Here is a 24182-nt window from a genome sequence, read left to right as displayed (position 1 = left end):
CGGACTAGCAGTCACTCACAGGTGACTCGCCAGGGCCGAAGTCTGACAGTAGTTTTGTCAGCGGGGAAATTGAACGGGCAATCAGCCCCACCAGTTTCCAGCGGGCATTATCACCGGAATTGAGTATGACCGAAACGAATTCGACCACGACATCTCCCGAGAAGCCTAAAAAGGAAGGGTTTCTCAGCAATATTGCCTTCAATGTCATTATTCCGACATTGATACTGACCAAGCTTTCCGGGGATGACTGGTTGGGCCCAACCTGGGCATTGATAGTGGCCCTGGCCTTCCCGCTGGGCTATGGCCTTCGCGACCTGCTGCGCCTGGGCAAGGTCAATTTCTTCTCAGCCCTCGGGTTTATTGGCATCCTGCTCACTGGCGGCATCAGCTTGCTCAAGCTGGACCCGCAGTATATTGCGATTAAGGAAGCTGCAATCCCTGGCCTACTGGGTGTTGCCACGGCACTATCCGTTTACACCCGCTGGCCGCTGGTCAAAACCCTGCTGTACAACGATCAAATTCTGAATACGACAAAGATCGCCGAGTCATTACAGGCCAATGGTAACCAGCCAGCCTTCGACCGCACTTTGCGCCAGACTTCATGGATCGTTGCCGGGTCATTCTTTTTCTCCTCGGCGCTGAATTACATTCTCGCCAAAATGATCGTCACCAGCCCGCCGGGCACAGAGGCCTACAACACCGAGCTGGGCGAAATGACCGCCTATGGATATCTGGTTATTGCGATCCCATCAACCCTGATTCTGATGGGAGCTCTCTTTTTCCTGTTCTCCCGTATCGGCAAGCTGACCGGGTTGAAGCTGGAAGAAGTGATGGTCGCGCAATAACACCTTAAAAAAACTAACAAGAGCATTCAAAACAATGTGGTACGCAATCATCAGTGAAGATGTTAGCGATAGTCTCCCTTTACGCAAAAAAGCCCGCGCCGGTCATTTGGCCCGACTCAACCTTCTCAAAGATGAAGGTCGTCTCCTGGCTGCCGGCCCAAACCCCAGCATCGACAGCGAAGAGCCCGGTGAAGCCGGCTTTACCGGCAGTCTGGTAATTGCTGAATTCCCCTCTTTGGAGGAAGCCAAAGCCTGGGCTGACAGTGACCCCTATATCGAAGCAGGCGTCTATGCGTCGGTTACAGTCAAGCCCTACAAGCTTGTACTGCCCTGATAAAAACTCTAACTAACAAGCTGCATCACAATGAAGAAATTACTGTCCGGTGTGCTCGCTGTAGCGCTGTTGAACTCAGCACCAGCGACACTTGCAGCGGAGACCCGCTATATTACCGACCAACTTCACGTGCCCATGCGCTCTGGCAAAGGCAATGAATTCCGGATTCTGCACCGCGGCCTGGCCAGTGGTACCGAGCTGGCTCTGCTCGAAGATGCCGCCTCGGACGGCTGGGCAAAAGTGCGCACCCCCAACGGCACTGAGGGCTGGATCAGACGCCAATACCTTGTCAGTGAGCCCGTGGCAAAACTAAAGCTGGCGACCGCAGAAGCCAACCTGGCCCGCTTTGAAAAAATGGAAGGTAATCTGGGGGGAGAAGTTCGCCGGTTGGAGACAGAAAACGGCGAACTGAATAGCGCCCTGACCTCTGCCCAGCAGCAGAGCCAGGAATTGGCCGCCGAACTCAAAAGCCTGAAGTCCCTTTCTGCCGACGCAATTTCGCTCAACGATCGCCATCAAAAGCTCCTGCATCAATACGAGTTGCTGAAACAGGAAAAAAGCATGGCGGAAGCGGAAATTCAGCGCCTGTCCGGTAGCGATGCCCGCAAATGGCAATTGTATGGTGCCCTATCCGTTGCATTAGGCGCTATTCTGGCGATGATTGCCCCCCATGTGCGCCCGCGCAAACGCAATTCCGAGTGGGCCAACTGATCTCCCTCGCTACAACCAAAATCGCTTACTATACGACTGCGGGAGTGCTGAGAAGCACCCCGCAGGCAGCGATACCCAAATATTTATCCTTTCTCTTTAGCCATACGCTGACACAGTAGTAAACCGATTGACCCCGGACATTCAAAGGACACGGATGATGCGTAAGTTACTCACTTTTCTTTTTTGTACTCTGTTCAGTCTTCCAATATTTGCTCAAAACCCTCAGGTGGAGCTTAAGACCGACTTGGGCATTATTCGCGTCGAGCTGTTCCCCAAGAAAGCTCCTGTCACAGTAGAGAATTTCCTCACCTATACCGATAGCGGCTTCTACGATGGCATTATTTTTCACCGCGTTGTGCCAGGATTTGTCGTCCAGGCTGGGGGCTTCACTTTCGACTTCCAGAAGAAAGAAACTCGCGACGCTATCGCTAATGAATCAGCTAACGGACTGCAAAACCTGCGCGGCACTCTCTCCATGGCACGGACCAACAACCCCGATAGCGCCACGTCTCAGTTTTTTATAAACCTGGTCGATAACACCCGCCTGGATGCCAGCGAGAACAAGCCTGGCTACGCGGTTTTTGGCAAGGTTATCGAGGGTATGGATATCGTAGAAAAAATCGAACAGGAACCCCGCGGCCTCTATCGCCAACACCCAGAGGCCCCCAACATTCCAATCCGCATACTTTCAGCAAAACGAGTTACCTCCAGCGACAACAGTGTCGCTGAACACAGCAAGGGAGAATAAGCAGTGATAGCTCTCAGTGTAAACCTCAATAAAATCGCCTTAATTCGCAATTCCCGCGAAGGCAACTTTCCCGATGTGGTCGCCCACGGGCGCATTTGCCTCGACGCCGGAGCCCAGGGGCTGACCGTACACCCCCGTCCAGACCAACGACATATTCGCCCCGGCGACGTGCGCGACCTGGCAGAACTCTGCGCCAGCCGCAAAAACATAGAATTCAACGTTGAAGGCAACCCCTTCGCCGCTCCCCTGGGGGACTACCCCGGCCTCATACCGCTGGTTTTAGAAACCAAACCAGACCAATGCACTTTGGTTCCCGACACCAATGATCAACTCACGTCTGATCACGGCTTTGACCTCAAACAGGATGGCGATCGATTAGTTCCGATAATTGATCAACTTAAAAATGCCGGAATACGTGTCAGCCTGTTTATGGATCCAGACCTGGACCAGATCAGCCTGGCCAAACAGGTCGGCGCTGACCGTATTGAGCTCTACACAGGTCCCTACGCTGAAGCCGTAGCCAAGCAGAGCCCAGAGCTGGAAACAATTTTCTCTGCCCACTGTGCCGCCGCCGAGCACGCACATCAGCTGGGACTGGGGATTAATGCCGGCCATGACCTCAACCTGGTTAACCTACCGCGCTATCGCACATTACCGGGCTTGCAGGAAGTCTCCATTGGCCACGCCTTTACTGTCGATGCTATCAGTATGGGCCTGGAGAATGCCGTTAACGCCTACGTCGACTGCCTCGCTGGAAGCTGATGCAAAGCCTCAACATTATTGGCGCAGGCCGCCTTGGTAAAACCCTGGGGCGACTGTGGCAGGAGAGCGGTGTATTTGGGGTGCAGTCAATTTATAACCGCAGTCTCGAGAGTGGACAAAGTGCCTGTCGATTTATCGGTGCAGGCAATGCTGTCGATTCCCTCTCAGCAATGCCTTCAGCAGACCTATGGCTGATTGGTTGTATCGATAGTGAAATCGCTATATTTGCGCAGAAACTTGCCGATAGCGGGCTGGTCGACGAGCGCACTATTATATTCCACTGCAGTGGCGCTCTCAGCTCTAAAGAACTAGCCCCCTTGAGACCCGCCCTGATTGCCAGCGCTCACCCAGTTCACAGTTTTGCCGAACCGGAAACCTCGCTGCAAACATTTGCCAAAACCAGCGTCGCTGTCGAAGGGGATAGTCATGCAGTAGAGGTTATTTCTGTTGCTTTTGCAACCATTGGCTGTGAAACACTGGCTATTGATCCCCTTAACAAGTCTCTGTACCACGCTGGGTCAGTGATCGCCTCCAACTACCTCACCACCCTAATGGACCTGAGCTTACAAAGCTTTGCAGCCGCTGGCATAGAGCGGGACAGTGCTCTTCGCCTGTTGGCGCCGATTGTTTCACAGACTCTGCAAAACAACTTGAAGCTGGGACCAGAGAGGTCTCTGACAGGTCCCATTGCCAGGGGGGATGTGGAAACCGTTGGAGCCCAGGTGGAAAGCCTTGCTTCAGTAGATAGCCAACTGGCACTTTGCTATCGCCATCTGGGCCTCGCCTGTGTAGAGTTGGCGCGGCGCGGCTCGCTCTCACCTGAGAGCGCAGCCAGATTGATCGAACTGCTGAGTGAGCCAACGCGGTGAAAGACTCCTCCGAATACCTGGAAAAGAAAGCCTTCTTCGATAGCCTCCTGACAATTTATGGGCGCAAGCCTGTACTCGAGGCTCTCGAGGATTTATCTGTACCCGTCCATAAATTACATCTGGCCAGCAGCAACCGGCGCGACCAGCTGATCCAGCGAATGGAAACCCTGGCGGAAGAGCGCCAGATTGAAATTGCTTACTGGGATCGCAAGGGCCTGTCCCGGATTTCGAAGAATTCCCGTCAGGACCAAGGTGTAGCCCTCGACCTGGCCCTGCCTCACTACGGCAGAGCAGAGGACTTTTTACAGAAGGTTGCAGCCCCAGAGCACCAAAACACTTATGAACTTCTGGCCCTGGATGGCATAACCAACCCTCAAAACCTGGGCATGATTATTCGCTCAGCCTGTGCCGGCGGCATCGATGGAATTATTCTGCCCAAAAAAGGCTGTGCACAGATAGACCCTCTGGTTATCAAAGCCAGCACAGGCACTCTGTTTAAAACCCGGGTTTTACGCTGTGACAAACTGGCAGCTACCCTAGGTGAGTTCCGCGAAGCAGGGGCTCAGGTTTGCGGGCTGTCATCCCACGCCCGGACGACCCTGAAAGAGGTCTCCAGTAACGTCTCCACAATTTTTGTGCTGGGCAATGAAACCCACGGTGTTAGCGATGCCGTCGCAGCTCAGTGCAATGAACTGGTGCGTATCCCCATGCAAAACGATGTGGAAAGCTTGAATGTGGCGGTCACGGCCGCACTAATTAGCTTCCGTCGAGAAATCTAACTCTGCCCCTGTGGGAGGTGCCCGCCTCCCACTCCCTCAACTTATCCCACGAGTTCAACCCCAATCTAACCAGGATTATCCACTACCCACAGATTCTGTGGATATCTCTGTGACTAACTTAGAGTAGTAAGCCGCAAAGGCCCGCCATTTGGTCTTTGTGACAATATGAAGAAAAAATAAACAACCCGGGAAACGCTCAAAAAATCAACGAGTTAGAGAAAACTTAGCCAAGCGTTTAGCGACAATCCGTACCAATTAAAGATCGAATAGTGAGAATGGGCCGCTGTGGAAAATGAGACGCGAAGCCCAAAACAAAAAAAGAAAGGGGTGCTAAGCACCCCCTCTCGATTCTGCAGTTACTCCCACTCAATTGTCGCGGGAGGCTTGCTGGAAACGTCGTAGACCACACGAGAGATGTGCTCTATCTCATTGATAATGCGGTTCGAAACCTTCTCAATCAGCTCATAGGGGAGATGCGCCCAGCGCGCTGTCATAAAGTCCACAGTCTCTACCGCGCGAAGAGCAACCACGTATTCATATCGACGGCCATCACCGACAACACCCACAGATTTTACCGGAAGGAATACGGCAAAGGCCTGGCTGGTTTTGTGATACCAATCGGCGTTGTGCAGCTCCTCGATAAAGATCGCATCCGCCTCTCTCAGAATATCGGCATATTCCCGCTTTACCTCACCGAGAATCCGCACGCCCAGACCCGGCCCCGGGAAGGGGTGACGGTAAACCATGTCGTAAGGCAGACCCAGCTCCAGACCGATCTTACGAACCTCGTCTTTAAACAGTTCACGCAGGGGCTCTACCAGCTCAAACTGCATATCCTCTGGTAAACCGCCCACATTGTGGTGAGACTTAATCACATGGGCCTTGCCGGTTTTTGCGGCGGCAGACTCAATAACGTCTGGGTAAATAGTGCCCTGAGCCAGGAATTTCACGTTCTGTAACTTGGAAGCTTCGCGATCAAAAATCTCAATAAAGGTATTACCAATGATTTTGCGCTTGGCCTCAGGGTCTTTTTCACCTTGGAGGCGCCCAAGGAAATCCTCTTCCGCATCAGAACGGATAACGCGAACGCCCATATTGTCGGCGAACATCTGCATTACCTGGTCGCCTTCGTTTTTACGCAGAAGGCCATTATCTACAAATACGCAGGTCAGCTGATCGCCAATAGCCTTGTGCAGCAAAGCGGCTACCACAGAGCTGTCGACACCACCGGATAAACCGAGCAGCACCTTGCCCTCGCCCACCTGATCGCGGACTTTAGCAATAGAGTCTTCAATAATGTTCGCGGGAGTCCAGAGTTTCTCACACCCGCAAATATCAATCACAAAGTGCTCATAAATACGCATGCCTTGCAAGGTATGAGTCACTTCCGGATGGAACTGTACACCGAAGAAATTCTTCTCAGCGTGGTACATACCGGCAATTGGACAGGAATCGGTGGAAGCCAGCAGCTCAAAGCCCTCCGGCATCGCCACTACCTTGTCGCCGTGGCTCATCCAAACATCCAGTAGGGCACTGCCATCATCAGCGATATGATCTTTGATATCGCTCAACAGGCTGGATTGGCCTTCAGCTTTTACCTGGGCATAGCCAAATTCACGAATATCGCTGCCCTGTACAGTGCCCCCAAGCTGATGGGCCATGGTCTGCATGCCATAGCAAATGCCCAGCACCGGCACGCCCAGGTTATAAACCACTTCCGGCGCGCGCGGGGAGCCCTCTTCCGGTACCGACTCGGGGCCACCGGCGAGAATAATGCCCTTGGGCTGATACTCACGAATTTCCTCTTCGGTCATATCGAAAGCGCGAATTTCAGAAAATACGCCCAGCTCGCGGACACGGCGGGCAATCAATTGTGTGTACTGGGACCCGAAGTCGAGAATGAGTATTCGGCTGGAATGGATATCTTGGCTCATGACTTACTCGATAACTGGATTAAATAACGGCAAACGGACCTTAAAGGTCCGTTTGCTGCTTGTTCCGTCTAAATTTTTTCACCTGGAGAAGGTCGAAGGCTTAGCGTCGGCCCACCGGGTAGTTGGGGGCTTCTTTAGTAATTTGAACATCGTGGACATGGGACTCACCCATACCGGCTGCCGTGACCCGCACAAACTCAGGACGAGTGCGCATGGTCTCGATATCGACACTGCCGGTGTAACCCATGGCTGAACGCAAACCACCCATCATCTGATGAACAATGGCTGACAGCGGGCCTTTATAAGGCACTCGACCTTCGATACCTTCCGGTACCAGTTTTTCAGCGCCCTTGCTCGCATCCTGGAAATAGCGATCGGAAGAACCCTGGGTGCGAGACATAGCACCGAGAGAACCCATCCCACGATAGGACTTGTAAGTACGGCCCTGATAGAGCTCAACTTCGCCCGGCGCCTCTTCGGTACCGGCGAACATGGAACCCATCATAACTGATGAGGCGCCGGCAACAATTGCCTTGGAGATATCGCCGGAGTAACGGATACCACCGTCGGCGATCATGGGCACACCAAATTCTTTAAGGGCTGTGGCAACCTCTGCAATTGCCGTCACCTGGGGTACGCCGATACCCGTTACGATGCGGGTGGTACAGATAGAACCGGGGCCGATACCCACTTTAACCGCATCCGCACCGGCCTCAACCAGTGCACGCGCTGCGTCAGCCGTAGCGATGTTGCCACCGATCACGTCCACCTGGGGGTGCATTTCCTTAATGCGGCGCACGCGCTCAATCACATTGCGGGAGTGACCGTGAGCGGTATCTACTACCAGCACATCAACGCCGGCTTCTACCAATGCAGCTACGCGATCATCGGTGTCCGGGCTGGTGCCCACAGACGCGCCCACGCGCAGGCGACCGTCGGAATCCTTACAGGAGTTCGGGTACTGCTCTGCTTTGTTAAAGTCTTTAACAGTAATCAGGCCACGTAACTCAAAGTTGTCGTTAACCACCAGTACCTTTTCGATACGGTGTTTATGCAGCAGTTCGCGTACTTCGTCGGGGCTCGCATCTTCGTGGGCCGTCACCAGACGCTCTTTCGGCGTCATGATGCTGGCGACACTGACATCGAGGTCAGTTAAGAAGCGAACGTCGCGGCTGGTAACGATACCTACCAAATCGCCACGATCCATTACCGGCACACCGGAAATATTGTGGTGACTGGTCAGCGCGATCAACTCGCGCACAGTGGCATCGGACTCAATAGTAATAGGGTCTTTTACAACACCGGCTTCAAACTTCTTCACCGCGCGAACGGCAAGAGCTTGCTCTTCTATCGACATACTCTTGTGAATAATGCCGATACCCCCTTCCTGGGCCAACGCAATGGCCAGGCGAGCTTCCGTCACCGTATCCATAGCAGCGGACACAATGGGGATGTTCAGGGTAATGTTGCGGGAGAGTTGGGTTTTTAAACTCACATCCTTGGCCGTGACCTCGGAATATCCGGGCACAAGTAGGACGTCGTCAAAAGTGAGGGCTTCGCGCGCGATGCGCAGATTGGATTCAGACATTGTTGACACTCAAACCTCGAATAGGCGGGATTGGGTATCGGCGCGATTATACCCCTACGCGCCCAAAGCGCAAACATCAATTTGCAGAAAAACGGATTTGTACAGTAAAGCTCTTTACCTATAAGGGCGATACTGCAATATTGCTCCACCCAATACGCCCGACGAGATTCACCGATGCAGACAATTCCCCCTAGTCAAAATGCCAAGCGCAGCGTGCTGTCGGTCAGTGACCTGAATCGGGAAGTTAAACATCTTCTGGAAAACAGTGTGCCCCTTCTATGGATCAGTGGGGAGATTTCCAATTTTTCCATGCCCAGCTCCGGGCACTGGTATTTTAGCCTTAAAGATGCGCGAGCCCAGGTGCGCTGCGCCATGTTTCGCGGTCGCAATCGCAGTGTCGCCTTTCGGCCGCAAAATGGTCGCGAGGTTTTAATCAGGGCCAGGGTGAGCCTCTACGAAGGGCGCGGAGAATTCCAGTTAATCGTTGAGCATATGGAGGAGGCCGGCTTTGGCGCCCTGATGCGCCAGCTGGAACAGCTCAAAGCAAAACTGCATGCTGAGGGCCTGTTCGACACAAGCAGAAAACGCTCTCTTCCGTTTTTGCCAACCAATATCGGCATTGTCACTTCGCCGACAGGCGCGGCAATACGGGATATGATTCACGTATTGGGCAGGAGACACCCTTCTGCCCAAATTGAAATCTGGCCGGTAGCCGTTCAAGGTCAGGGTGCCGCTCAGCAAATCGCGGCAGCGATTGAAAAAGCGGGCCGCAGTGGTCGCCACGATTTATTAATTGTCGGTCGCGGCGGAGGCTCCCTGGAAGACCTGTGGTCTTTTAATGAAGAAATTGTCGCCCGCGCACTGGCCGCAAGTCCTATTCCCACTATTTCTGCAGTCGGCCACGAAACCGATACGACTATTGCAGATTTAGCCGCAGACCTGCGCGCACCCACCCCTTCTGCTGCGGCGGAAATAGCCAGCGCCAATGCTGCAGAAATTTTACAGCGGCTTGACCAGGTCCAGCGCAGATTGCACCGCGCCATGGACAACCAACTAAAGCATTTATCTCAACAGGTTCAATTGCGACGCAACCGTTTGCGCCACCCCAAGGAGCAGCTCCTCAACCAGGCCCAACGGCTGGATCATTTGGAGATGCGCCTGGTAGCAGCTTGCCAACAGCAAACCCAAAGTCGCAAATCCCAATTGGATTCCGCCTCCAGAGCTTTTGCCCACAACCTACCGACACGCCGACTCGACAACAGTCGAAAGCAGTTAATCCAACTCAAGGGAAACCTGGAGCGTGCGATGCAACTGATATTACAGCGCGGCAGTGACAAACTCTCCCACGGGGCCCAATTACTACAAAACATCAGTCCCCTGGCAGTATTGCAGCGAGGCTACGCCATTGTTCTGGATTCAGAAAATCGCGCAATTCGCGATAGTGCAGAATTGGATACCGACCAGCAAGTCCATATTAAGCTGGCCAAAGGGAACTTCACTGCAAAAGTTAAAACCATCGAAAACTGATTTCTTTAACAATTCAAGAGCGCAAATCAAGCGACACTATAATGGTTGAGGTAGAGTGCCTTCGGAGCAATATATGGATAGTGAATCTACTGCTATCCACCTCAACCAGTGGACTTTAATACTACTTTCAGTACTACTGCTTGCCCTTGCAGCCTGCACGGAACCAGAGCGTGATTCTGGAGTAGCCGAATCAGTCACCATGTCAGCTGCCGAAGCGCAGGATGCCGACAAGCGATCAGGGCAACTGCCTGAAGTAACCCCCGCTAAAGAACAGCAAGTCAACTACATCGAAGCCGGTGACCTTAGGGACATAAGAAAACACGGCACAATTCGGTTCGTTAATTTAACCGGTGCTTCCGAGGACCTGTTACCTCGTGACGATGTAGTGAGTCTCCGTCACTTCGAACTGGCCAACAAACTGGCCAAACAGTTAAAGCTGGAACCCAAGTGGATAAAAGCTGAAACACCCGATGACGCGGTGCAAATGCTGATCGATGGCCAGGCAGATGTAATCGCCTATAACCTGACTGTCACTAACGCCCGTGAAGAAATTATTGACTTCACGGTTCCTCTTCGCCATTCGCGGTTAGTACTCGTCACTGGCCCAGAAGGTCCAGATATTTCAGATGCGAGCAAATTAAAGGACCTGGAATTTATTATCCCCGCCGGCTCCTCTATTAAAGAAACTGCAGAGCAACTTGTTGCCGAAAATCCAAACTCAAACCTAACTATTCGAGAAATTGATATCAATGGTAACCGAGATACGCTGTTGGATATCATTAATGGCCAAAAGAACCGTGTTGCTATTTTGGAAGATTTTTCAGCCCAGGATTTGCGCAATTACCGCGATGACATGCGGATTGGTGCAGATGTATCTGAAGTACAAAATATTGCCTGGGGCGTACGCAAAGACTCCAAACGCCTGCATACCACTCTCGATAATTTTTTGACCCGCAACCTGGTTAAATCCCAGGAAGAACGCATTACCGATTGGAAGGGTATTAAAAAATCGGGAGTAATCAGGCTACTCACTTATAACGGGCCGACAACCTATTTCTTATGGAAAGGGGTATTAATGGGGTTTGACTACGACCTGGCCCAGGCTTTTGCCAATAAGCACAAACTCCAACTCCAGGTTATTGTTGTCCCCTACGAAGAAGACCTTGCCGACTGGCTGAGGGCGGGTCGCGGTGACTTTGCCGGGGCTGAACTCAATATTACCAGTGCCCGTGAAGACCAGGGCATGGTATTCACCAAGCCCTATGTCGAATCCACAGACCAGATCGTCAGTGGTAAAGGCAGCCCCCCTATTACCCAGATTCAGGATCTTAATGGCCGTAAATTAACTCTACGCGCCTATTCATCATTTATTGAAACCGCTGAAACACTGAAAGAAGCAGGTATTGATGTCGATATCCGTGTGGCGCCGCCAGATATTTCCCAGTCACAAATCTTCTCATTAATCGCCGACGGGCTGGTAGATGCGACTATATCCCACTCCGGTCGAGCCAAGATTGAGGCATCCGTTCAGCCACAACTGGTACTCGGAACTCTTATCGGTGACCCGCGTCCACAGGGCTGGATGGTATTAAGACAAAATTGGCACCTGCTACAGAACTTGAATAAGTTTTTGAAAAATTACAGAAAAACGAGCCAATATCAAAAACAATACCAGGCTTATTTTGAGCCGAACAAACGATTTACCCAGCGAGTAAGTTCCCGGGTAATACCGGGAGAAAACCTCTCTCCTTACGATGAGTTGGTGAAGGAATCCGCCTTTAAATACGATTTTGATTGGCGCATGATCGTCGCGCAGATGTGGCAGGAAAGCAATTTCAACCCTAAAGCTGTATCTCCAGTTGGCGCGCAGGGATTGATGCAGGTAATGCCTGCCACAGCCGAGGAAATGGGATTTCCTCCGCCGCTGTTCGAACCTGAAAGAGGTATTAAAGCGGGGGTAAAATATATGGATTGGGTGCGCGATCGCTTTAATCCCGCTTTGCCAACCGTAAATAAACTCTGGTTTACTCTCGCTTCCTACAATGCAGGATACGGCCACTTACTCGATGCCCAGCGGCTGGCTAAAGAACTGGGACTGGATCCCAATGTGTGGTTCGACAATGTGGAAGTCGCCATGCTGAAACTGGCCCAGCCCCAGTACTTTAAACGGGCTAGATACGGCTATGTGAGAGGCTCCGAGCCCGTGCAGTATGTACGCAATATCAGCAATCTATACAAAGCCTATGTGGAAATGATGAGCGATGATGTGACAGTCCGCCCACCTCTCCAGCGCCTGCCCGGCAAAATCTATTGTGAACCCGGGGATGTGCCTGAGGGCGTTATTCAGCGGATGCCCAGTTACTCCTCGCCCTAGGCAGCCACAAGTCCTTACAAGGTTAAAACGATTTTTCCGGTGATAGTACCGGACTCCAGTAATTTATGGGCCTCAACCGCCTGATGCAGAGGAAATTCAGCGGCTAGTTGCGGCCGCACTTTACCCGCTTCAATCAGCGGCCAAACCTTCTGTTCCAGCGATTTCGCAATACCGGCTTTAACTTCTGGCGAGCGAACCCTCAGAGTTGAGCCGGTCAATGTAAGTCGTTTCAACATCACCGGCATCATATTTACTTCTACTTTAGCGCCAGCCAGGTAGGCAATATTCACGATTCTGCCGTCGTTAGCGGCCACACGAATATTGCTATTGATATAGCTACCGCCCACCATATCCAAGATAACATCAGCTCCGTGATCATCTGTCATCTCGCGCACAACGGAGACAAAATCTTCATCCCGATAGTTGACCGCCTTCTCCGCCCCCAAAGCCACACAGGCTGCGCATTTATCTTCTGTTCCCGCAGTAGTGAAAACCCGGGCTCCCAAATGATGGGCCAGCTGGATCGCCGTGGTACCAATGCCGGAGGAACCACCATGGATTAAAATCACCTCGCCCGGTTTTAAACCGGCGCGGTCAAATACATTAGTCCATACGGTGAAAAAAGTTTCCGGCAATGCAGCTGCCTCAACAAGACTAAGGCCTGCGGGAACCGGGAGGCATTGTCCCTCTGGAGCTACTGCAAACTCTGCGTAACCTCCACCATTGGTCAGGGCACAAACTTTATCTCCCACTTGCCAGCGCACAACTTTTTCCCCGACTTCAACAACCTCACCAGCCACCTCCAATCCCAATACCGGCGATGCTCCGGGAGGTGCCGGATAATGCCCTTGGCGCTGCACAATATCAGGGCGATTAACCCCAGCTGCGGCTACACGGATAAGGACTTCGTCTGCGCCGGGAGCAGGCTTATCCATCTCCTGCAATTGCATGACTTCAGGCCCACCAAATGTAGGCAGATCAATAAACCGCATATTTTTCCCCTTTATAGGTTCACTTTTATTGCCACGCTAACAAAACAAGAGTATCAAAAATCATCAAGCAGTTTTTATTCAACACGCAGCCCAATAAAAAACGGCCAGCCCCATCACAACTTTTAATTGCGAAAAGGAACTGGCCGTTTTGAAGTCTGCTGACTTAAAAAATATTTTCTCTAAGCAGCAAATTCTCAGCCGGGATTAGAGTTCGTAAATAAACTCAATCCCCATAACACGACCTTTATTCAGCGGGGTAAAGCTGGCACCGATACCACCAAGGGTAACTGGTAGCTGCGTGTCATTACCCTCAGTAACTTCATCAAGCATATTTTTGCCGAATACAGAAACTGTATATTGGCCGCTATCCGCAGTATAACCAATACTAAAGTCCACCATTTCCACTTCAGACAACATGCCTCTGTTGTCATCCGTATAAGGTGCTTCATCGCGATGATTGTAGTTAATGCGGGAGGTGATTGTTCCGTAGGAACCCAGAGACAAATCGTGCACTAACCCTATACCATAAGTCCATGGCGCCAAGCGTGGGATCTCGAGACCCAGGTCTTCATCATCCACAAGGCCGTCACCATTCAGGTCACCGAGTACCTTATCGTAATCGCCATCTACATAGCCCACGTTGAAGGTAAGCAGCAGGTTTTCACTGAGCGCAGCCATGGTCTCCAGTTCAGCACCACGAATTGTCGCATCTGCGGTGTTTCGAATGATTTGCGCCACACCGGTCACTGCGTCAGCGAGATTCTCCTCCCGCTGCATATCATCAATAGTGTTGTGGAATACCGCCATATTGGTACGAACACGGCCATCGAGCCAGTCTACCTTAGCCCCAATTTCGAAGCTGCTTTGCTCTTCCTGGTCCGTTGCCTGCGGGGTATAAGGCATTCCTGTGGTCGGATCTATACCTGCGTTGCGGAAGTTGTACCCTCCACTGCGGAAACCCTTGGTCCAGAATGTATAGAGCTGCGTCTCGTCTGAAACAGTCCACTGCAAGCCAACTTTGGGAGTGAAGGCATTCCAGCTTTCGCTATCTTCAAAGTCGTAGGCAGCACAGCCGTCCAGTGTGCAGAGGTTCAGGGGAATAGAGGCAATCTTCGCGTCTTTCTCCTCACTCGAGTAGCGTCCACCCAGGGTCAACACCCAGGCCTCATTCAGATCGATATCAGCCTGGGTAAAGAATCCATAAGTGCTGTGATCCTGCACACCACCACCGGTCCAATCGATAATGCCGCCCTCACCGTCGGACAGCAAACGATTTTCCAGGTAGGTTACATCCTGAGAGAACCAATAGGCACCGGCAGTGATGGCCGTGCGACCGAAACGGCCGGCATAGCGCAACTCGTTACTCAACTGGCTCTGATCCACGCTTGAGTCCGCATGGAAACCAACAAAAGGCAGGGAATCAATATCCCCTAAGCCCCGCGCCTCATATTCACGCCAAGCCAGGATATTTGTGATGGTGCCATCACCGAACTCAACATCTTTATTGAACTCAGTAATGATCTGGGACCACTCGTCTTTTTGATAACCCTCTTCGTCCTGGGCCACCTCAAAAGAATCTTCACTGTTGTCCCAATCAGGAATACCGAAAGCCTCAGCAATCTGGGTCGCACTGGGGTAGGCAACAAAACCGTCATCAGTGCTAACTATGTAAGGTTCATTACCACGGTTTTGCGCAACAACTCCATCGGAGTCCATGCGGCCGTGCTCCATCCGCACAAGCAGCTCTGCCGTTTCATTGAGTTGAACACTAAAGCTTGGGCGAATAAACCAGCTGTCAGAGGCACCGGCATTATCATTGCCGGTGGCAACATTTTCGAACCAGCCACGGTCATCGTTGTAGTAAACGGTCAGACGGCCGTTAACATCGTCAGAGATGGCACCATTAATTGAACCCGCAGTCACCACATCCAGATTATCCGTTGTGGACACCTTGACGCGAGCAGAGAATTCATCAGTTGGGCGCGCTGTTTTAACTACGACAGCACCACCGGTAACATTACGACCAAAGAGCAGGCCCTGCGGACCACGGAGAACTTCGATACCCTCCAGGTCAAACACATCGGTAACAACACCCGCATTCACACCGAGGTACATACCATCGACAAAGACCCCTACTGTGGGATCAATTGATGGAATAGAGCTATTCACTCCAAGACCGCGCACCGTGAAGTTTGCCGTATTTTTTACGGTACCCACATCCTCCAGCTGGACGTTGGGCATTTTGAAAGAAAGGCTTTGTAAATCCCTAGTTTGCAGAGCCTCCAGTTGGTCACCGGAATAAGCGGTTGCCGCTACCGGAACATCCTGAAGTAATTCTGCGTCTGCACGCTTACGGGCTGTTACCTGCACTTCTTCCATAAGGGTGCCGACTGCTCCCTCTGCGGCATAACTGGGGCTAATACCACTGGCTAACCAAAGAGTTGCTACGGAACAGGCGGAAAGCAGAGCAGAGTGCTGCTTGGGTTTTGACGGACTTCCCATGTTTTCTCTCCATTGTTTTATTTTTTTTATGTACAACAACGGACTTATCGCAATCGGTACTGCCTGGCTCCACCGCTCTACCTCTATAAAGAGGCTCCGACTAAGTGAAGCTCCGATTCAAGACCGCGCTGATAAAGAGGCACAGATTTCGTAGTGAATCTGTGACATGGACAGGTTACAGGCTCACAACCGTGTGTGGAAGTCTATTTAACGTAAATGTCTGTAAAAATAACTCAATTAGTCTGGAAAGTTCTTTCAACTTGAAGAAAAAAATTAAAGGGAATGGAAAAAATAAAATTATGCACTGTTTAAGGGCGATACCTTAAGTTGCCCTTTTACATAGAAAATTGATTATTTTCAAAAAAGCCAATGACAATATGTATCTAAACCACCCCAAAAACACAAAACTTTTTGTCTATTTTAAATTATTACACTCTGAGCTCTTTTAGTTCAGCCTGAAAATGCCCTTCGATATTTCAGATTACCGGCAATTCAAAACTAATAAACTCAACTAACCTGGTACATTTAAATACATTAAATTTGACCAACGGGTCCGCCTGAAAAATAAATTTCCATTAAAGCTAGGAGCTATTTCGGCGCAATAGATGTGTCATCACCACCTGCAGCCACATGGGAAAGTATTTCATTTATTTCCGCTGCATCGAGGGTTTCTTTTTCTAAAAGAGCCCCAGCCAATACATCCAATTTCTTGCGATTTTTTGTCAGCAACTGATCTACTTTCATCTCAATTCCGCTGATCAAAGCAATAATTTCGTCATCAATAATCTCTGAGGTGTGTTCGCTGAAGTCCTTCTGCTGGGCCATCTCACGCCCCAGAAATATATGCTCCTCTCCCCGGCGGAAAGCAACGGGGCCTAATTTTTCACTCATCCCCCAATGCGTCACCATGTGACGGGCCAGTCGCGTCGCCTGCTTTAAATCTGCCTCAGCACCAGTGCTCACCTCCTTGAACACCACCCGCTCAGCAACCCTCCCCCCAAGCATTACGCCGATACGATCGCGGAGATAACTGACCTGCATACTGTGATGTTCTTCCGTGGGAATCTGCTCGGTAGCGCCGAGACTGTGCCCCCTGGGGATAATAGTTGCCTTCTCCAAAGGATCTGCATTGGGCAATAGCGTTGCTACCAACGCGTGTCCCGCTTCGTGATAGGCGATAATCCGCTTGTCCTCCTCACTGATAACCATTTCGCGCTCGCCACCGAGAACCACTTTATCCCTCGCCCTCAACAAACAATCCATATCCACTGCGGACTTATCTTCTCGCCCCGCCAACAGTGCAGCCTCATTAATCAGGTTTTCCAGATCCGCGCCGGCAAAACCTGCAGTAAGAGCCGCGAGCCGCTCTAGATCCACCTTGCCGTGCAATGGGACATCGCGGGAGTGAATTTCAAGAATCTCCTTGCGTGCAGCCTTGTCTGGAAGGTCCAGAGTAATTTTTCGGTCAAAGCGCCCCGGTCTTAGCAGCGCCGCATCGAGAACGTCGGGCCTGTTGGTTGCCGCAACCACCACCACCGCTTCCTGGGGATCAAAGCCATCCATCTCACCAAGGATCTGATTAAGCGTCTGCTCCCGCTCATCATGTCCGCCACCAACACCCGTTCCCCGCGCCCGGCCGACGGAGTCAATCTCATCGATAAAGATAATTGAAGGGGCATCTTTCTTGGCTTCGGCAAACATATCCCGCACACGGGAAGCGCCCACCCCTACAAACATCTCAATAAACTCAGAGCCACTAATACTGAAAAATGGCGCTTCACTCTCACCGGCCAGCGCTTTCGCCATCAGGGTTTTGCCCGTACCGGGAGGCCCCATTAACAAAATGCCCCGGGGTATCTTCGCTCCGAGCTTTCGATAGTGCTCCGGGTTCTTGAGGTACCCCGCCACTTCTTGCAGGTCCTTCTTCGCATTTGCCAACCCGGCAACATCATCGAAAGTCACTTGGGACTCACTGCGCTCAAACCGCTTTGCTGGTGATCGAGCAAAACCGAAGGGACTGCCGGGAGCCCCACTGGCCATCTTTTCCTGCATTCGCCGCCCCATCCAAACCAGGAGCCCAATAATCAGTATCCAGGGTAGAAGCAGAATCAACATCCGCTGCATAAAGCCCCCTCCCGGGGACTCTGCCAGGATTTCCACCTTCTCCTTTTCCAGCAGGGGCAGCAGTTCGGGGTCTTGAACGGAAGGTAAAATGGTTGTGAAGTGCTCCGACGGTGGAGCCTTTTTTTCTTTCTCGTCAGTGTTTGGCGCCGGCACTTTGCTCGCCTCTGGCTTAAAAGTGCCGCTGACTCTATCCCCCTCGATAACCACGCTGGCAACTTTGCCTTCGGCGACCTCTTTCTTAAAGTCACTGTAAGCTAGCTCAGTCCGCTTGCCAGAAAGCTGTCCGTTAGTGCAGTACTGTACAGTCAGTATTAAAAGGAAAATCCACAGAAAATACTGAAGCCAATTCAGCGGCCCTTGCGGAACCGGCTTTCCCGATGGCGGTGAAGGAGACTCCCCCTGCGGCAGCTTTCGCTCTTGGTCCTGCTCGTCCGCCATATATTCTCACTATATCTCTGGAGAAGCCTGCCGCCGGAAGATAGGCCGGACCTGGCAATGGGCAATGGAAAAGGTGCGAATCATCGGAATCCCGGTAGAGTAATGAGTATAGTTCGCCGCCAATCACACCGAGGAATTTAATGCCTCGCCCCCGGATAACTGGCGCAATCGGTACTCAAGGCAGTATTTTTCAAAGTAAGGCTTGCAAATTGAGGAAAGGCACGGCAGAATTCGCGCCCTGTCGAGACTGGTCGACCGCTCCCAGAGGGGCCCAGAAACTCGATAAGTTGCGGATTTTTAAGGATTTTTTCCAAAAAGAGGTTGACGGCAACGAATCAACTCTCTATAGTTCGCACCCATAACGACGCGCTCGTAGCTCAGCTGGATAGAGTACCTGGCTACGAACCAGGCGGTCGGAGGTTCGAATCCTCCCGAGCGCGCCATACAAAGAAAAGGGCTTACGTTTCACGACGTAAGCCATTTTTTGTTGTAGAGCAGCTAGTGTCAAACTGCTCTTTGCACAATTTATTCTTCGCAGCCTCGCCCACCCCAGCAATCCCTATTCACTTTAAGCAATCACAAATAGCTTGAATGACCCAGCAGGGTTAGAAACAATCTCTTTCATTCGTTCCATACAGCGGATAGATATACGCACATCAGTCAGCGGGAGCAATTGCACCAACTGTGCAACCTCCAGATACGTTAATCCATTTTCATCTCACTAGGGTCCTGTGCTCGACTAGAGATTTCGACACACAAAAGAAAGTTAGGAGTTAATACTCTTCACTTGGGCCCGATCGCACTTGAAAAAGGATTGAAGCCCCCTTCCACTTTTGCAGCTGCACCTACGCCAAGATAGCAATCGATAGACTGCAATTCATTGATGCCTCAGAGAAGAAAACTCCCACCCACGCAGAGCAATAGCAGGGCAAATAAGCGCTTAAGCAATCGCGGAGATAACTTGTGAGCCAGTCGCGCTCCAAAACGGGCGAAGAACATGCTGGTGATGGCGATACCAACCATGGCTGGCAGGTAGATAAAACCAAAACTCCACTGCGGCAGTTCAGGTTGCTGCCAACCAATAACCATAAAACTCAGAGCGCCGACGGCAGCAATCGGCAAACCACAGGCTGAGGAAGTTGCCACTGCTTGCTGCATCGGCACGCTGCGCCAGGTCAGAAAGGGAACCGTCAGTGTGCCACCGCCGATGCCAAAGATGGCAGAGGCCCAGCCTGTTACCCCGCCGGCCGCTGTCAGCCCCAACTTGCCGGGAACAGCGCGGCTGGTCTTGGGCTTAAGTTCCAGTCCCATTTGAATGGCAATGGTGATAGCAAATACACCAATAACCTTTTGTAGCATCGGCCCCTGGATAGCTGCCGCTGTGAAGGAACCGAGACTTGCACCGAGAAGAATACCCAGGCTCATCCAGGCAAAAGTCGGCCATAGCACCGCGCCTTTGCGTTGATGCTCCAAAACCGAGTTAATCGAAGTAAAGACAATAGTCGCTAGCGAAGTACCCACAGCCAGGTGAGTCAGTACAAGCGGATCTATACCCTGGGCAGTAAAACTGAATACAAGCACAGGTACGATGATGATGCCACCACCGACACCAAACAGACCGGCCAGCACCCCAGCCACAGCTCCCAGCAGCAGGTAGAGTAGAAATTCCATAAATTCCTCGAATTAATTCACGCGGGTTTCTTCAGGCTGCAGGCGATGGGACAGCAAAGCTGCAACCCATTGCTCTAGTGTTTTACCCGACTGGGGACACCGCAGTAAGGTTGCGATATTGGCCTTTGAAATATAGCAGTGGCTGCCTTGCAGCAGCTTTTTGTAGGTTTAACGCCTTCACCTCACCAATCACAATCAGGTGATCTCCTGCGGCGTGTTCAGCATGAATTTCGCAATCAAGCCAATGCAGGCTGCCGGCGATAATGGGATTCCCCAGCGGCGATTCCTGCCATTCGACTTCACTCCATTTGTCCGCGCCTTGACGAGCAAATTGGTTGGAAATCTTGACCTGATCATCCGATAGGATATTGACCGAAAATCGGCCTGCCTGGCGAATTTTGGGGTAGCTGTACGAGCTTGACATAACGCTGAATGACACTAGCGGCGGGCTCGTCGATACGCTATAAAACGACTGGCAAGTGAAGCCTATCGGTTCACCCTCACAGTGCGATGCGATCACCGTAATACCGGAAGCGTAATGCCCCAGTGCTTCACGAAAGCGCAACGGTTCTATGGCTGTACTGGAAAGTGACATGGGAGCACCTAAATATTGTAGACAGCTAAACCGAGAGCTCTCTTCGGACAATTTCTGCACCTGCGCTTAATGCATTGAGCTTACCGTTCGCAACTTGACGGGATAGCGGCGCCATACCACAGTTCGTACAGGGAAAGAGATCCTTAGCATCCACATACTTGAGTGCTTTTCGCAAGGTATCGGCGACTTCCTCCGGTGTTTCAATCGTGTTGCTTGCCACATCAATAGCGCCCACCATCACTTTTTTACCACGAATCAGCTCAAGGAGATCCATTGGAACATGGGAGTTGTGGCATTCGAGCGAAATTAGATCGATATTGGATTTTTGCAGTTTTGGAAACGCTTCTTCATATTGCCTCCACTCCGAACCCAGAGTTTTCTTCCAGTCTGTATTGGCTTTGATACCGTAGCCATAGCAAATATGTACGGCAGTTTGGCACTTCAGCCCCTCAATGGCTTTTTCTAAAGTGGCAATCCCCCAGTCATTCACCTCATCAAAAAACACATTAAATGCGGGCTCATCAAATTGAATAATATCAACACCAGCAGCCTCTAGCTCACGAGCTTCCTGATTGAGAATTTTGGCAAATTCCCAGGCGAGCTTTTCGCGGCTTTTGTAGTGGCTATCGTAGAGAGTATCAATCATTGTCATTGGGCCAGGTAATGCCCACTTGATAGCTTGACTGGTTTGCTTGCGTAAAAACTTAGCATCTTGAACAAATACTGGTTGTTGCCTAGATACTTCGCCAACAACTGTCGGTACGCTCGCTTCATAGCGATTGCGGATTTTAACGGTTTCCCGCTTCTCGAAGTCAACGCCGTTGAGGTGCTCAATAAATGTAGTTACAAAATGTTGGCGGGTCTGCTCCCCGTCACTAACGATATCGATACCGGCTTGTTGTTGCTCTTGTAATGTCAGGCGCAAGGCATCCTGCTTACCCTCTTGTAATTGATCGCCCTGTAATTTCCAGGGAGACCAAAGTTTTTCGGACTCTGCGAGCCAGGATGGTTTAGGCAAGCTTCCAGCGCTTGAAGTTGGCAATAGGCGATTCATGAAAAATAATCTTATCTATATTTGTTAATTAAAGCGCGTAATTAGCGGCCCACTGATCAAGGATACTTCTGTATGGCTTGATAAATTGTTCTTCAGTAAATTTTCCTTGCTTTATAGCCAGCTGGCTACGCTCTTCCCGGTCATAAACAATTTTAGTGAGTGAATAATCCTGGTGCTTCAAGCTGGGCTGATAGCAGGTCCCCGCTACAGAGTTTGCATTATATATTTCAGGTCGATATATCTTTTGAAAGGTCTCCATCGTGCTGATAGTGCCGATAAGCTCAAGATTCGTATAATCACCAAGCAAATCACCTTGGAAGTAAAAAGCCAAAGGGGCAACACTATCCGGCGGCATAAAATAGCGAACTTGTAACCCCATTTTCTCGAAATACTCATCAGTTAAAGAGTATTCGTCCTGCCGATACTCGACACCCAGCACAGGGTGCTGGTTTTCAGTTCGATGATAAGTTTTACTGCTCGATACACTCAAACAAATAACTGGGGGCTTACTGAAGCTATCCTTGTAGGCACTTGAACTCAGAAACGATTGAAAAATTTTCCCATGAAGATCACCATAGCCCTCAGGAAGGCTAAACTTGTCTTGCTTCTTGTTATGCTCCAACAACAATACGCTGAAATCATAATCCCGCACATATGAAGAAAAGTTGTTTCCTACTATGCCCTCAATCCGTTGATTGTTTTTATGATCAACAATATTCGTCTTCAATACTTCAATGGTAGGAAAGACTTCTCCGTTGCCTTCAATATCAATATCAACAGAAATAATATCCAGCTCTACAGAATATCGATCAGCACTAGGGTTGTCCCAATGCGCCAGGGCATTGAAACGACGATCAATCATTCTCAAGGTATTGAGCAAGTTATCCCGACGGCTCTCTCCTCTCGCCAAGTTCGCAAAATTGGTCGTGATCCGCGTGCTATCCGCTGGACGATAGTTTTCATCAAAGCGTAAGTTCTTGATGCTGAATGCAAACTCTTTATTCATTGCGGCCTGGTATCCTGATTCCTAAGACAAAAACTGAGTTCGTGGCTTGGTGATTGACATTGCCAGGCAGGATAAGGCTCTTTATAAATGAACAAAAATGGTATATTTTCAACTATCCATTAATTTTATTCATGGATAGCTCGGGTACAGCTATGCTAGAGCGCACGCACTTAACAATAATCCAGGCCGTAGACCACCACGGTTCGCTAACCGCAGCGGCCAAGCACCTTTGCCTAACCCAGTCGGCGCTGAGCCACACGGTACGCAAGCTGGAACAGAATCTCGGGGCCCCTATCTGGTTGCGTGAGGGCCGCAGCTTGCGCTTGACCCAGGCTGGTGAATATCTGCTTGGATTGGCCAATCGAGTCCTGCCACAATTGGAACACGCTGAGAGCAAGCTCAAGCAAATGGCTCAAGGTGAGCGCGGTACCCTGCGTATCGGTATGGAATGCCACCCCTGCTATCAGTGGTTACTGAAAGTCGTGTCGCCATTTCTGGAAGATTGGCCGGACGTGGATGTGGATGTTAAGCAGAAATTCCAGTTTGGAGGTCTCGGCGCTTTACTGGGTTACGAAATCGACCTGCTAGTTACCCCTGACCCGTTCTATAAAGCCGGACTGCGCTTCGATCCCGTATTTGACTACGAGCAGGTGCTGGTAGTCCCTCGAGATCACCCTGTGGCAAAGCGAAAGTACCTGACAGCAGAAGACCTACGGGATCAGGTGCTGTTAACTTACCCCGTGCCGCCAGACCGTCTGGATATCTATACCCAGTTTCTCAACCCTGCGGGCGTGGTGCCACTGCGCCACAAGACCAGTGAAACTACCGATATCATGCTTCAAATGGTGGCCAGCGGCCGCGGGGTCGCAGCCCTGCCGCGCTGGCTTGCAGAGGAGTACTCTACCAAGCTGGCACTATCGGTGGTGCGCCTCGGGCGACAAGGTATTGCCAAACAGATTTTCTTAGGAACTCGTGAAGACGACAGCGAAGTTGAATACCTGAGCGCTTTTATCAAACTGGCCAGAGGTTATGAGCACTCAGAAACTAAAGCCTAATGCTGGTGAGATTTACCGTTTACTCAGGTAGCAGTTTGAACAGTCACCATAGAGTGAGAAATATTTACGAAGTACGGACCTTCCCACTAAACGCAAACACGCCCGCACAGAAAAACCTGCCAACCCTAAGTAATCCATTTGCGCTTTTCACTGCTAGCGGCGCGCCCTGGCAGTGACAAATACAGCGAGCTACGCCACTGAAATTTAATAAACAATAAATTTCAATTTGCTGGCAACGGGCCAGGCAATTGGAGGTTCGAACTTTCCCGGGCAA

The 24182-nt window shown here is 51.0% G+C and carries 20 protein-coding genes and 1 tRNA gene; 11 read left to right on the top strand and 10 right to left on the bottom strand.

Annotated elements, in window-relative coordinates; translation table 11 throughout:
* Positions 1-4 precede the first annotated feature (4 nt).
* Entirely contained in the window at positions 5-148 is a 144-nt protein-coding gene (locus tag ACJJIL_RS05395; RefSeq protein WP_282933703.1) for a hypothetical protein, read from the bottom strand.
* Here ACJJIL_RS05395 and ACJJIL_RS05390 point away from each other — a divergent pair.
* The 7 genes from ACJJIL_RS05390 to rlmB all read left to right on the top strand — a co-directional run bounded on the left by ACJJIL_RS05390 (position 126) and on the right by rlmB (position 5048).
* On the top strand, positions 126-845 hold the full coding sequence (locus ACJJIL_RS05390; RefSeq protein WP_282933704.1) for a VC0807 family protein: 720 nt from the start codon (positions 126-128) through the stop codon (positions 843-845). The two genes, ACJJIL_RS05395 and ACJJIL_RS05390, sit on opposite strands and share 23 nt — an antisense overlap.
* A gap of 34 nt (positions 846-879) precedes the next feature.
* A complete protein-coding gene (locus ACJJIL_RS05385) occupies positions 880-1179 on the top strand; it encodes a YciI family protein (RefSeq protein ID WP_108734042.1) in 300 nt (99 codons plus the stop codon).
* A 30-nt stretch (positions 1180-1209) separates the two neighbouring features.
* Positions 1210-1890: a TIGR04211 family SH3 domain-containing protein gene (locus ACJJIL_RS05380; protein ID WP_445361352.1), complete on the top strand. Its 681-nt coding sequence runs from the start codon at positions 1210-1212 to the stop codon at positions 1888-1890.
* A 157-nt stretch (positions 1891-2047) separates the two neighbouring features.
* Entirely contained in the window at positions 2048-2638 is a 591-nt protein-coding gene (locus ACJJIL_RS05375; protein ID WP_444898217.1) for a peptidylprolyl isomerase, read from the top strand.
* Positions 2639-2641: 3 nt separating this feature from the next.
* On the top strand, positions 2642-3400 hold the full coding sequence (locus ACJJIL_RS05370) for a pyridoxine 5'-phosphate synthase (RefSeq protein ID WP_445361351.1): 759 nt from the start codon (positions 2642-2644) through the stop codon (positions 3398-3400).
* Positions 3400-4269, top strand: a complete 870-nt coding sequence (locus ACJJIL_RS05365; protein ID WP_445361350.1) for a Rossmann-like and DUF2520 domain-containing protein — start codon at positions 3400-3402, stop codon at positions 4267-4269. Before ACJJIL_RS05370 ends, ACJJIL_RS05365 begins: the two co-directional genes overlap by 1 nt.
* Entirely contained in the window at positions 4266-5048 is a 783-nt protein-coding gene (gene rlmB, locus ACJJIL_RS05360) for a 23S rRNA (guanosine(2251)-2'-O)-methyltransferase RlmB (RefSeq protein ID WP_445361349.1), read from the top strand. The genes ACJJIL_RS05365 and rlmB overlap by 4 nt, the downstream gene beginning before the upstream one ends.
* 356 nt (positions 5049-5404) lie before the next feature.
* On the opposite strand, the gene guaA is transcribed toward rlmB, so the two are convergent.
* Together guaA and guaB are read right to left on the bottom strand one after the other, a co-directional pair.
* On the bottom strand, positions 5405-6982 hold the full coding sequence (gene guaA / locus ACJJIL_RS05355) for a glutamine-hydrolyzing GMP synthase (protein WP_445361348.1): 1578 nt from the start codon (positions 6980-6982) through the stop codon (positions 5405-5407).
* A 100-nt stretch (positions 6983-7082) separates the two neighbouring features.
* A complete protein-coding gene (gene guaB, locus ACJJIL_RS05350) occupies positions 7083-8570 on the bottom strand; it encodes an IMP dehydrogenase (RefSeq protein ID WP_282933710.1) in 1488 nt (495 codons plus the stop codon).
* 174 nt (positions 8571-8744) lie between these two features.
* Here guaB and xseA point away from each other — a divergent pair, with 174 nt between their 5' ends.
* Positions 8745-10097, top strand: a complete 1353-nt coding sequence (gene xseA, locus ACJJIL_RS05345; protein WP_445361347.1) for an exodeoxyribonuclease VII large subunit — start codon at positions 8745-8747, stop codon at positions 10095-10097.
* Between the two features lie 73 nt (positions 10098-10170).
* A complete protein-coding gene (locus tag ACJJIL_RS05340) occupies positions 10171-12471 on the top strand; it encodes a transporter substrate-binding domain-containing protein (RefSeq protein WP_445361346.1) in 2301 nt (766 codons plus the stop codon).
* 14 nt (positions 12472-12485) lie between these two features.
* Here the strand turns inward: ACJJIL_RS05340 and ACJJIL_RS05335 are convergent, their stop codons facing one another.
* From ACJJIL_RS05335 to ftsH, 3 genes are all read right to left on the bottom strand, one after another.
* Entirely contained in the window at positions 12486-13463 is a 978-nt protein-coding gene (locus tag ACJJIL_RS05335; RefSeq protein ID WP_445361345.1) for an NAD(P)H-quinone oxidoreductase, read from the bottom strand.
* Positions 13464-13667: 204 nt separating this feature from the next.
* Complete coding sequence (locus ACJJIL_RS05330) at positions 13668-15965, bottom strand: TonB-dependent receptor (RefSeq protein WP_445361344.1); 2298 nt, start codon at positions 15963-15965, stop codon at positions 13668-13670.
* A gap of 588 nt (positions 15966-16553) precedes the next feature.
* Positions 16554-18527 (bottom strand): ATP-dependent zinc metalloprotease FtsH, encoded by a 1974-nt coding sequence (gene ftsH / locus ACJJIL_RS05325; RefSeq protein WP_445361343.1) that lies wholly within the window; start codon positions 18525-18527, stop codon positions 16554-16556.
* A 366-nt stretch (positions 18528-18893) separates the two neighbouring features.
* On the opposite strand from ftsH, the gene ACJJIL_RS05320 reads away from it, so the two are divergent.
* Positions 18894-18970: transfer RNA gene (locus ACJJIL_RS05320), tRNA-Arg, on the top strand.
* Between the two features lie 445 nt (positions 18971-19415).
* Here ACJJIL_RS05320 and ACJJIL_RS05315 read toward each other — a convergent pair.
* The 4 genes from ACJJIL_RS05315 to ACJJIL_RS05300 form a co-directional block, all read right to left on the bottom strand.
* Positions 19416-20198, bottom strand: a complete 783-nt coding sequence (locus ACJJIL_RS05315; protein WP_445361342.1) for a sulfite exporter TauE/SafE family protein — start codon at positions 20196-20198, stop codon at positions 19416-19418.
* A gap of 82 nt (positions 20199-20280) precedes the next feature.
* Complete coding sequence (locus ACJJIL_RS05310) at positions 20281-20793, bottom strand: flavin reductase family protein (RefSeq protein ID WP_445361341.1); 513 nt, start codon at positions 20791-20793, stop codon at positions 20281-20283.
* Positions 20794-20818: 25 nt separating this feature from the next.
* Complete coding sequence (locus ACJJIL_RS05305) at positions 20819-21847, bottom strand: methionine synthase (protein WP_445361340.1); 1029 nt, start codon at positions 21845-21847, stop codon at positions 20819-20821.
* A 28-nt stretch (positions 21848-21875) separates the two neighbouring features.
* Positions 21876-22853: a DUF1852 domain-containing protein gene (locus ACJJIL_RS05300; protein WP_445361339.1), complete on the bottom strand. Its 978-nt coding sequence runs from the start codon at positions 22851-22853 to the stop codon at positions 21876-21878.
* A gap of 152 nt (positions 22854-23005) precedes the next feature.
* On the opposite strand from ACJJIL_RS05300, the gene ACJJIL_RS05295 reads away from it, so the two are divergent.
* On the top strand, positions 23006-23908 hold the full coding sequence (locus tag ACJJIL_RS05295; protein ID WP_445361338.1) for a LysR family transcriptional regulator: 903 nt from the start codon (positions 23006-23008) through the stop codon (positions 23906-23908).
* Positions 23909-24182: the final 274 nt, after the last annotated feature.

Source organism: Microbulbifer maximicatervae (SeqCode) (genome assembly GCF_052468095.1).
This window is presented reverse-complemented; position numbering and strand designations above follow the sequence as displayed.

Coding starts and splice junctions, on each gene's coding strand:
- ACJJIL_RS05390 (WP_282933704.1), top strand. CDS start 126: ATGACCGAAACGAATTCGACCACGACATCTCCCGAGAAGCCTAAAAAG.
- ACJJIL_RS05385 (WP_108734042.1), top strand. CDS start 880: ATGTGGTACGCAATCATCAGTGAAGATGTTAGCGATAGTCTCCCTTTA.
- ACJJIL_RS05380 (WP_445361352.1), top strand. CDS start 1,210: ATGAAGAAATTACTGTCCGGTGTGCTCGCTGTAGCGCTGTTGAACTCA.
- ACJJIL_RS05375 (WP_444898217.1), top strand. CDS start 2,048: ATGCGTAAGTTACTCACTTTTCTTTTTTGTACTCTGTTCAGTCTTCCA.
- ACJJIL_RS05365 (WP_445361350.1), top strand. CDS start 3,400: ATGCAAAGCCTCAACATTATTGGCGCAGGCCGCCTTGGTAAAACCCTG.
- guaA (WP_445361348.1), bottom strand. CDS start 6,982: ATGAGCCAAGATATCCATTCCAGCCGAATACTCATTCTCGACTTCGGG.
- guaB (WP_282933710.1), bottom strand. CDS start 8,570: ATGTCTGAATCCAATCTGCGCATCGCGCGCGAAGCCCTCACTTTTGAC.
- xseA (WP_445361347.1), top strand. CDS start 8,745: ATGCAGACAATTCCCCCTAGTCAAAATGCCAAGCGCAGCGTGCTGTCG.
- ACJJIL_RS05340 (WP_445361346.1), top strand. CDS start 10,171: ATGGATAGTGAATCTACTGCTATCCACCTCAACCAGTGGACTTTAATA.
- ACJJIL_RS05335 (WP_445361345.1), bottom strand. CDS start 13,463: ATGCGGTTTATTGATCTGCCTACATTTGGTGGGCCTGAAGTCATGCAA.
- ACJJIL_RS05330 (WP_445361344.1), bottom strand. CDS start 15,965: ATGGGAAGTCCGTCAAAACCCAAGCAGCACTCTGCTCTGCTTTCCGCC.
- ftsH (WP_445361343.1), bottom strand. CDS start 18,527: ATGGCGGACGAGCAGGACCAAGAGCGAAAGCTGCCGCAGGGGGAGTCT.
- ACJJIL_RS05315 (WP_445361342.1), bottom strand. CDS start 20,198: ATGGAATTTCTACTCTACCTGCTGCTGGGAGCTGTGGCTGGGGTGCTG.
- ACJJIL_RS05310 (WP_445361341.1), bottom strand. CDS start 20,793: ATGTCACTTTCCAGTACAGCCATAGAACCGTTGCGCTTTCGTGAAGCA.
- ACJJIL_RS05305 (WP_445361340.1), bottom strand. CDS start 21,847: ATGAATCGCCTATTGCCAACTTCAAGCGCTGGAAGCTTGCCTAAACCA.
- ACJJIL_RS05300 (WP_445361339.1), bottom strand. CDS start 22,853: ATGAATAAAGAGTTTGCATTCAGCATCAAGAACTTACGCTTTGATGAA.
- ACJJIL_RS05295 (WP_445361338.1), top strand. CDS start 23,006: ATGCTAGAGCGCACGCACTTAACAATAATCCAGGCCGTAGACCACCAC.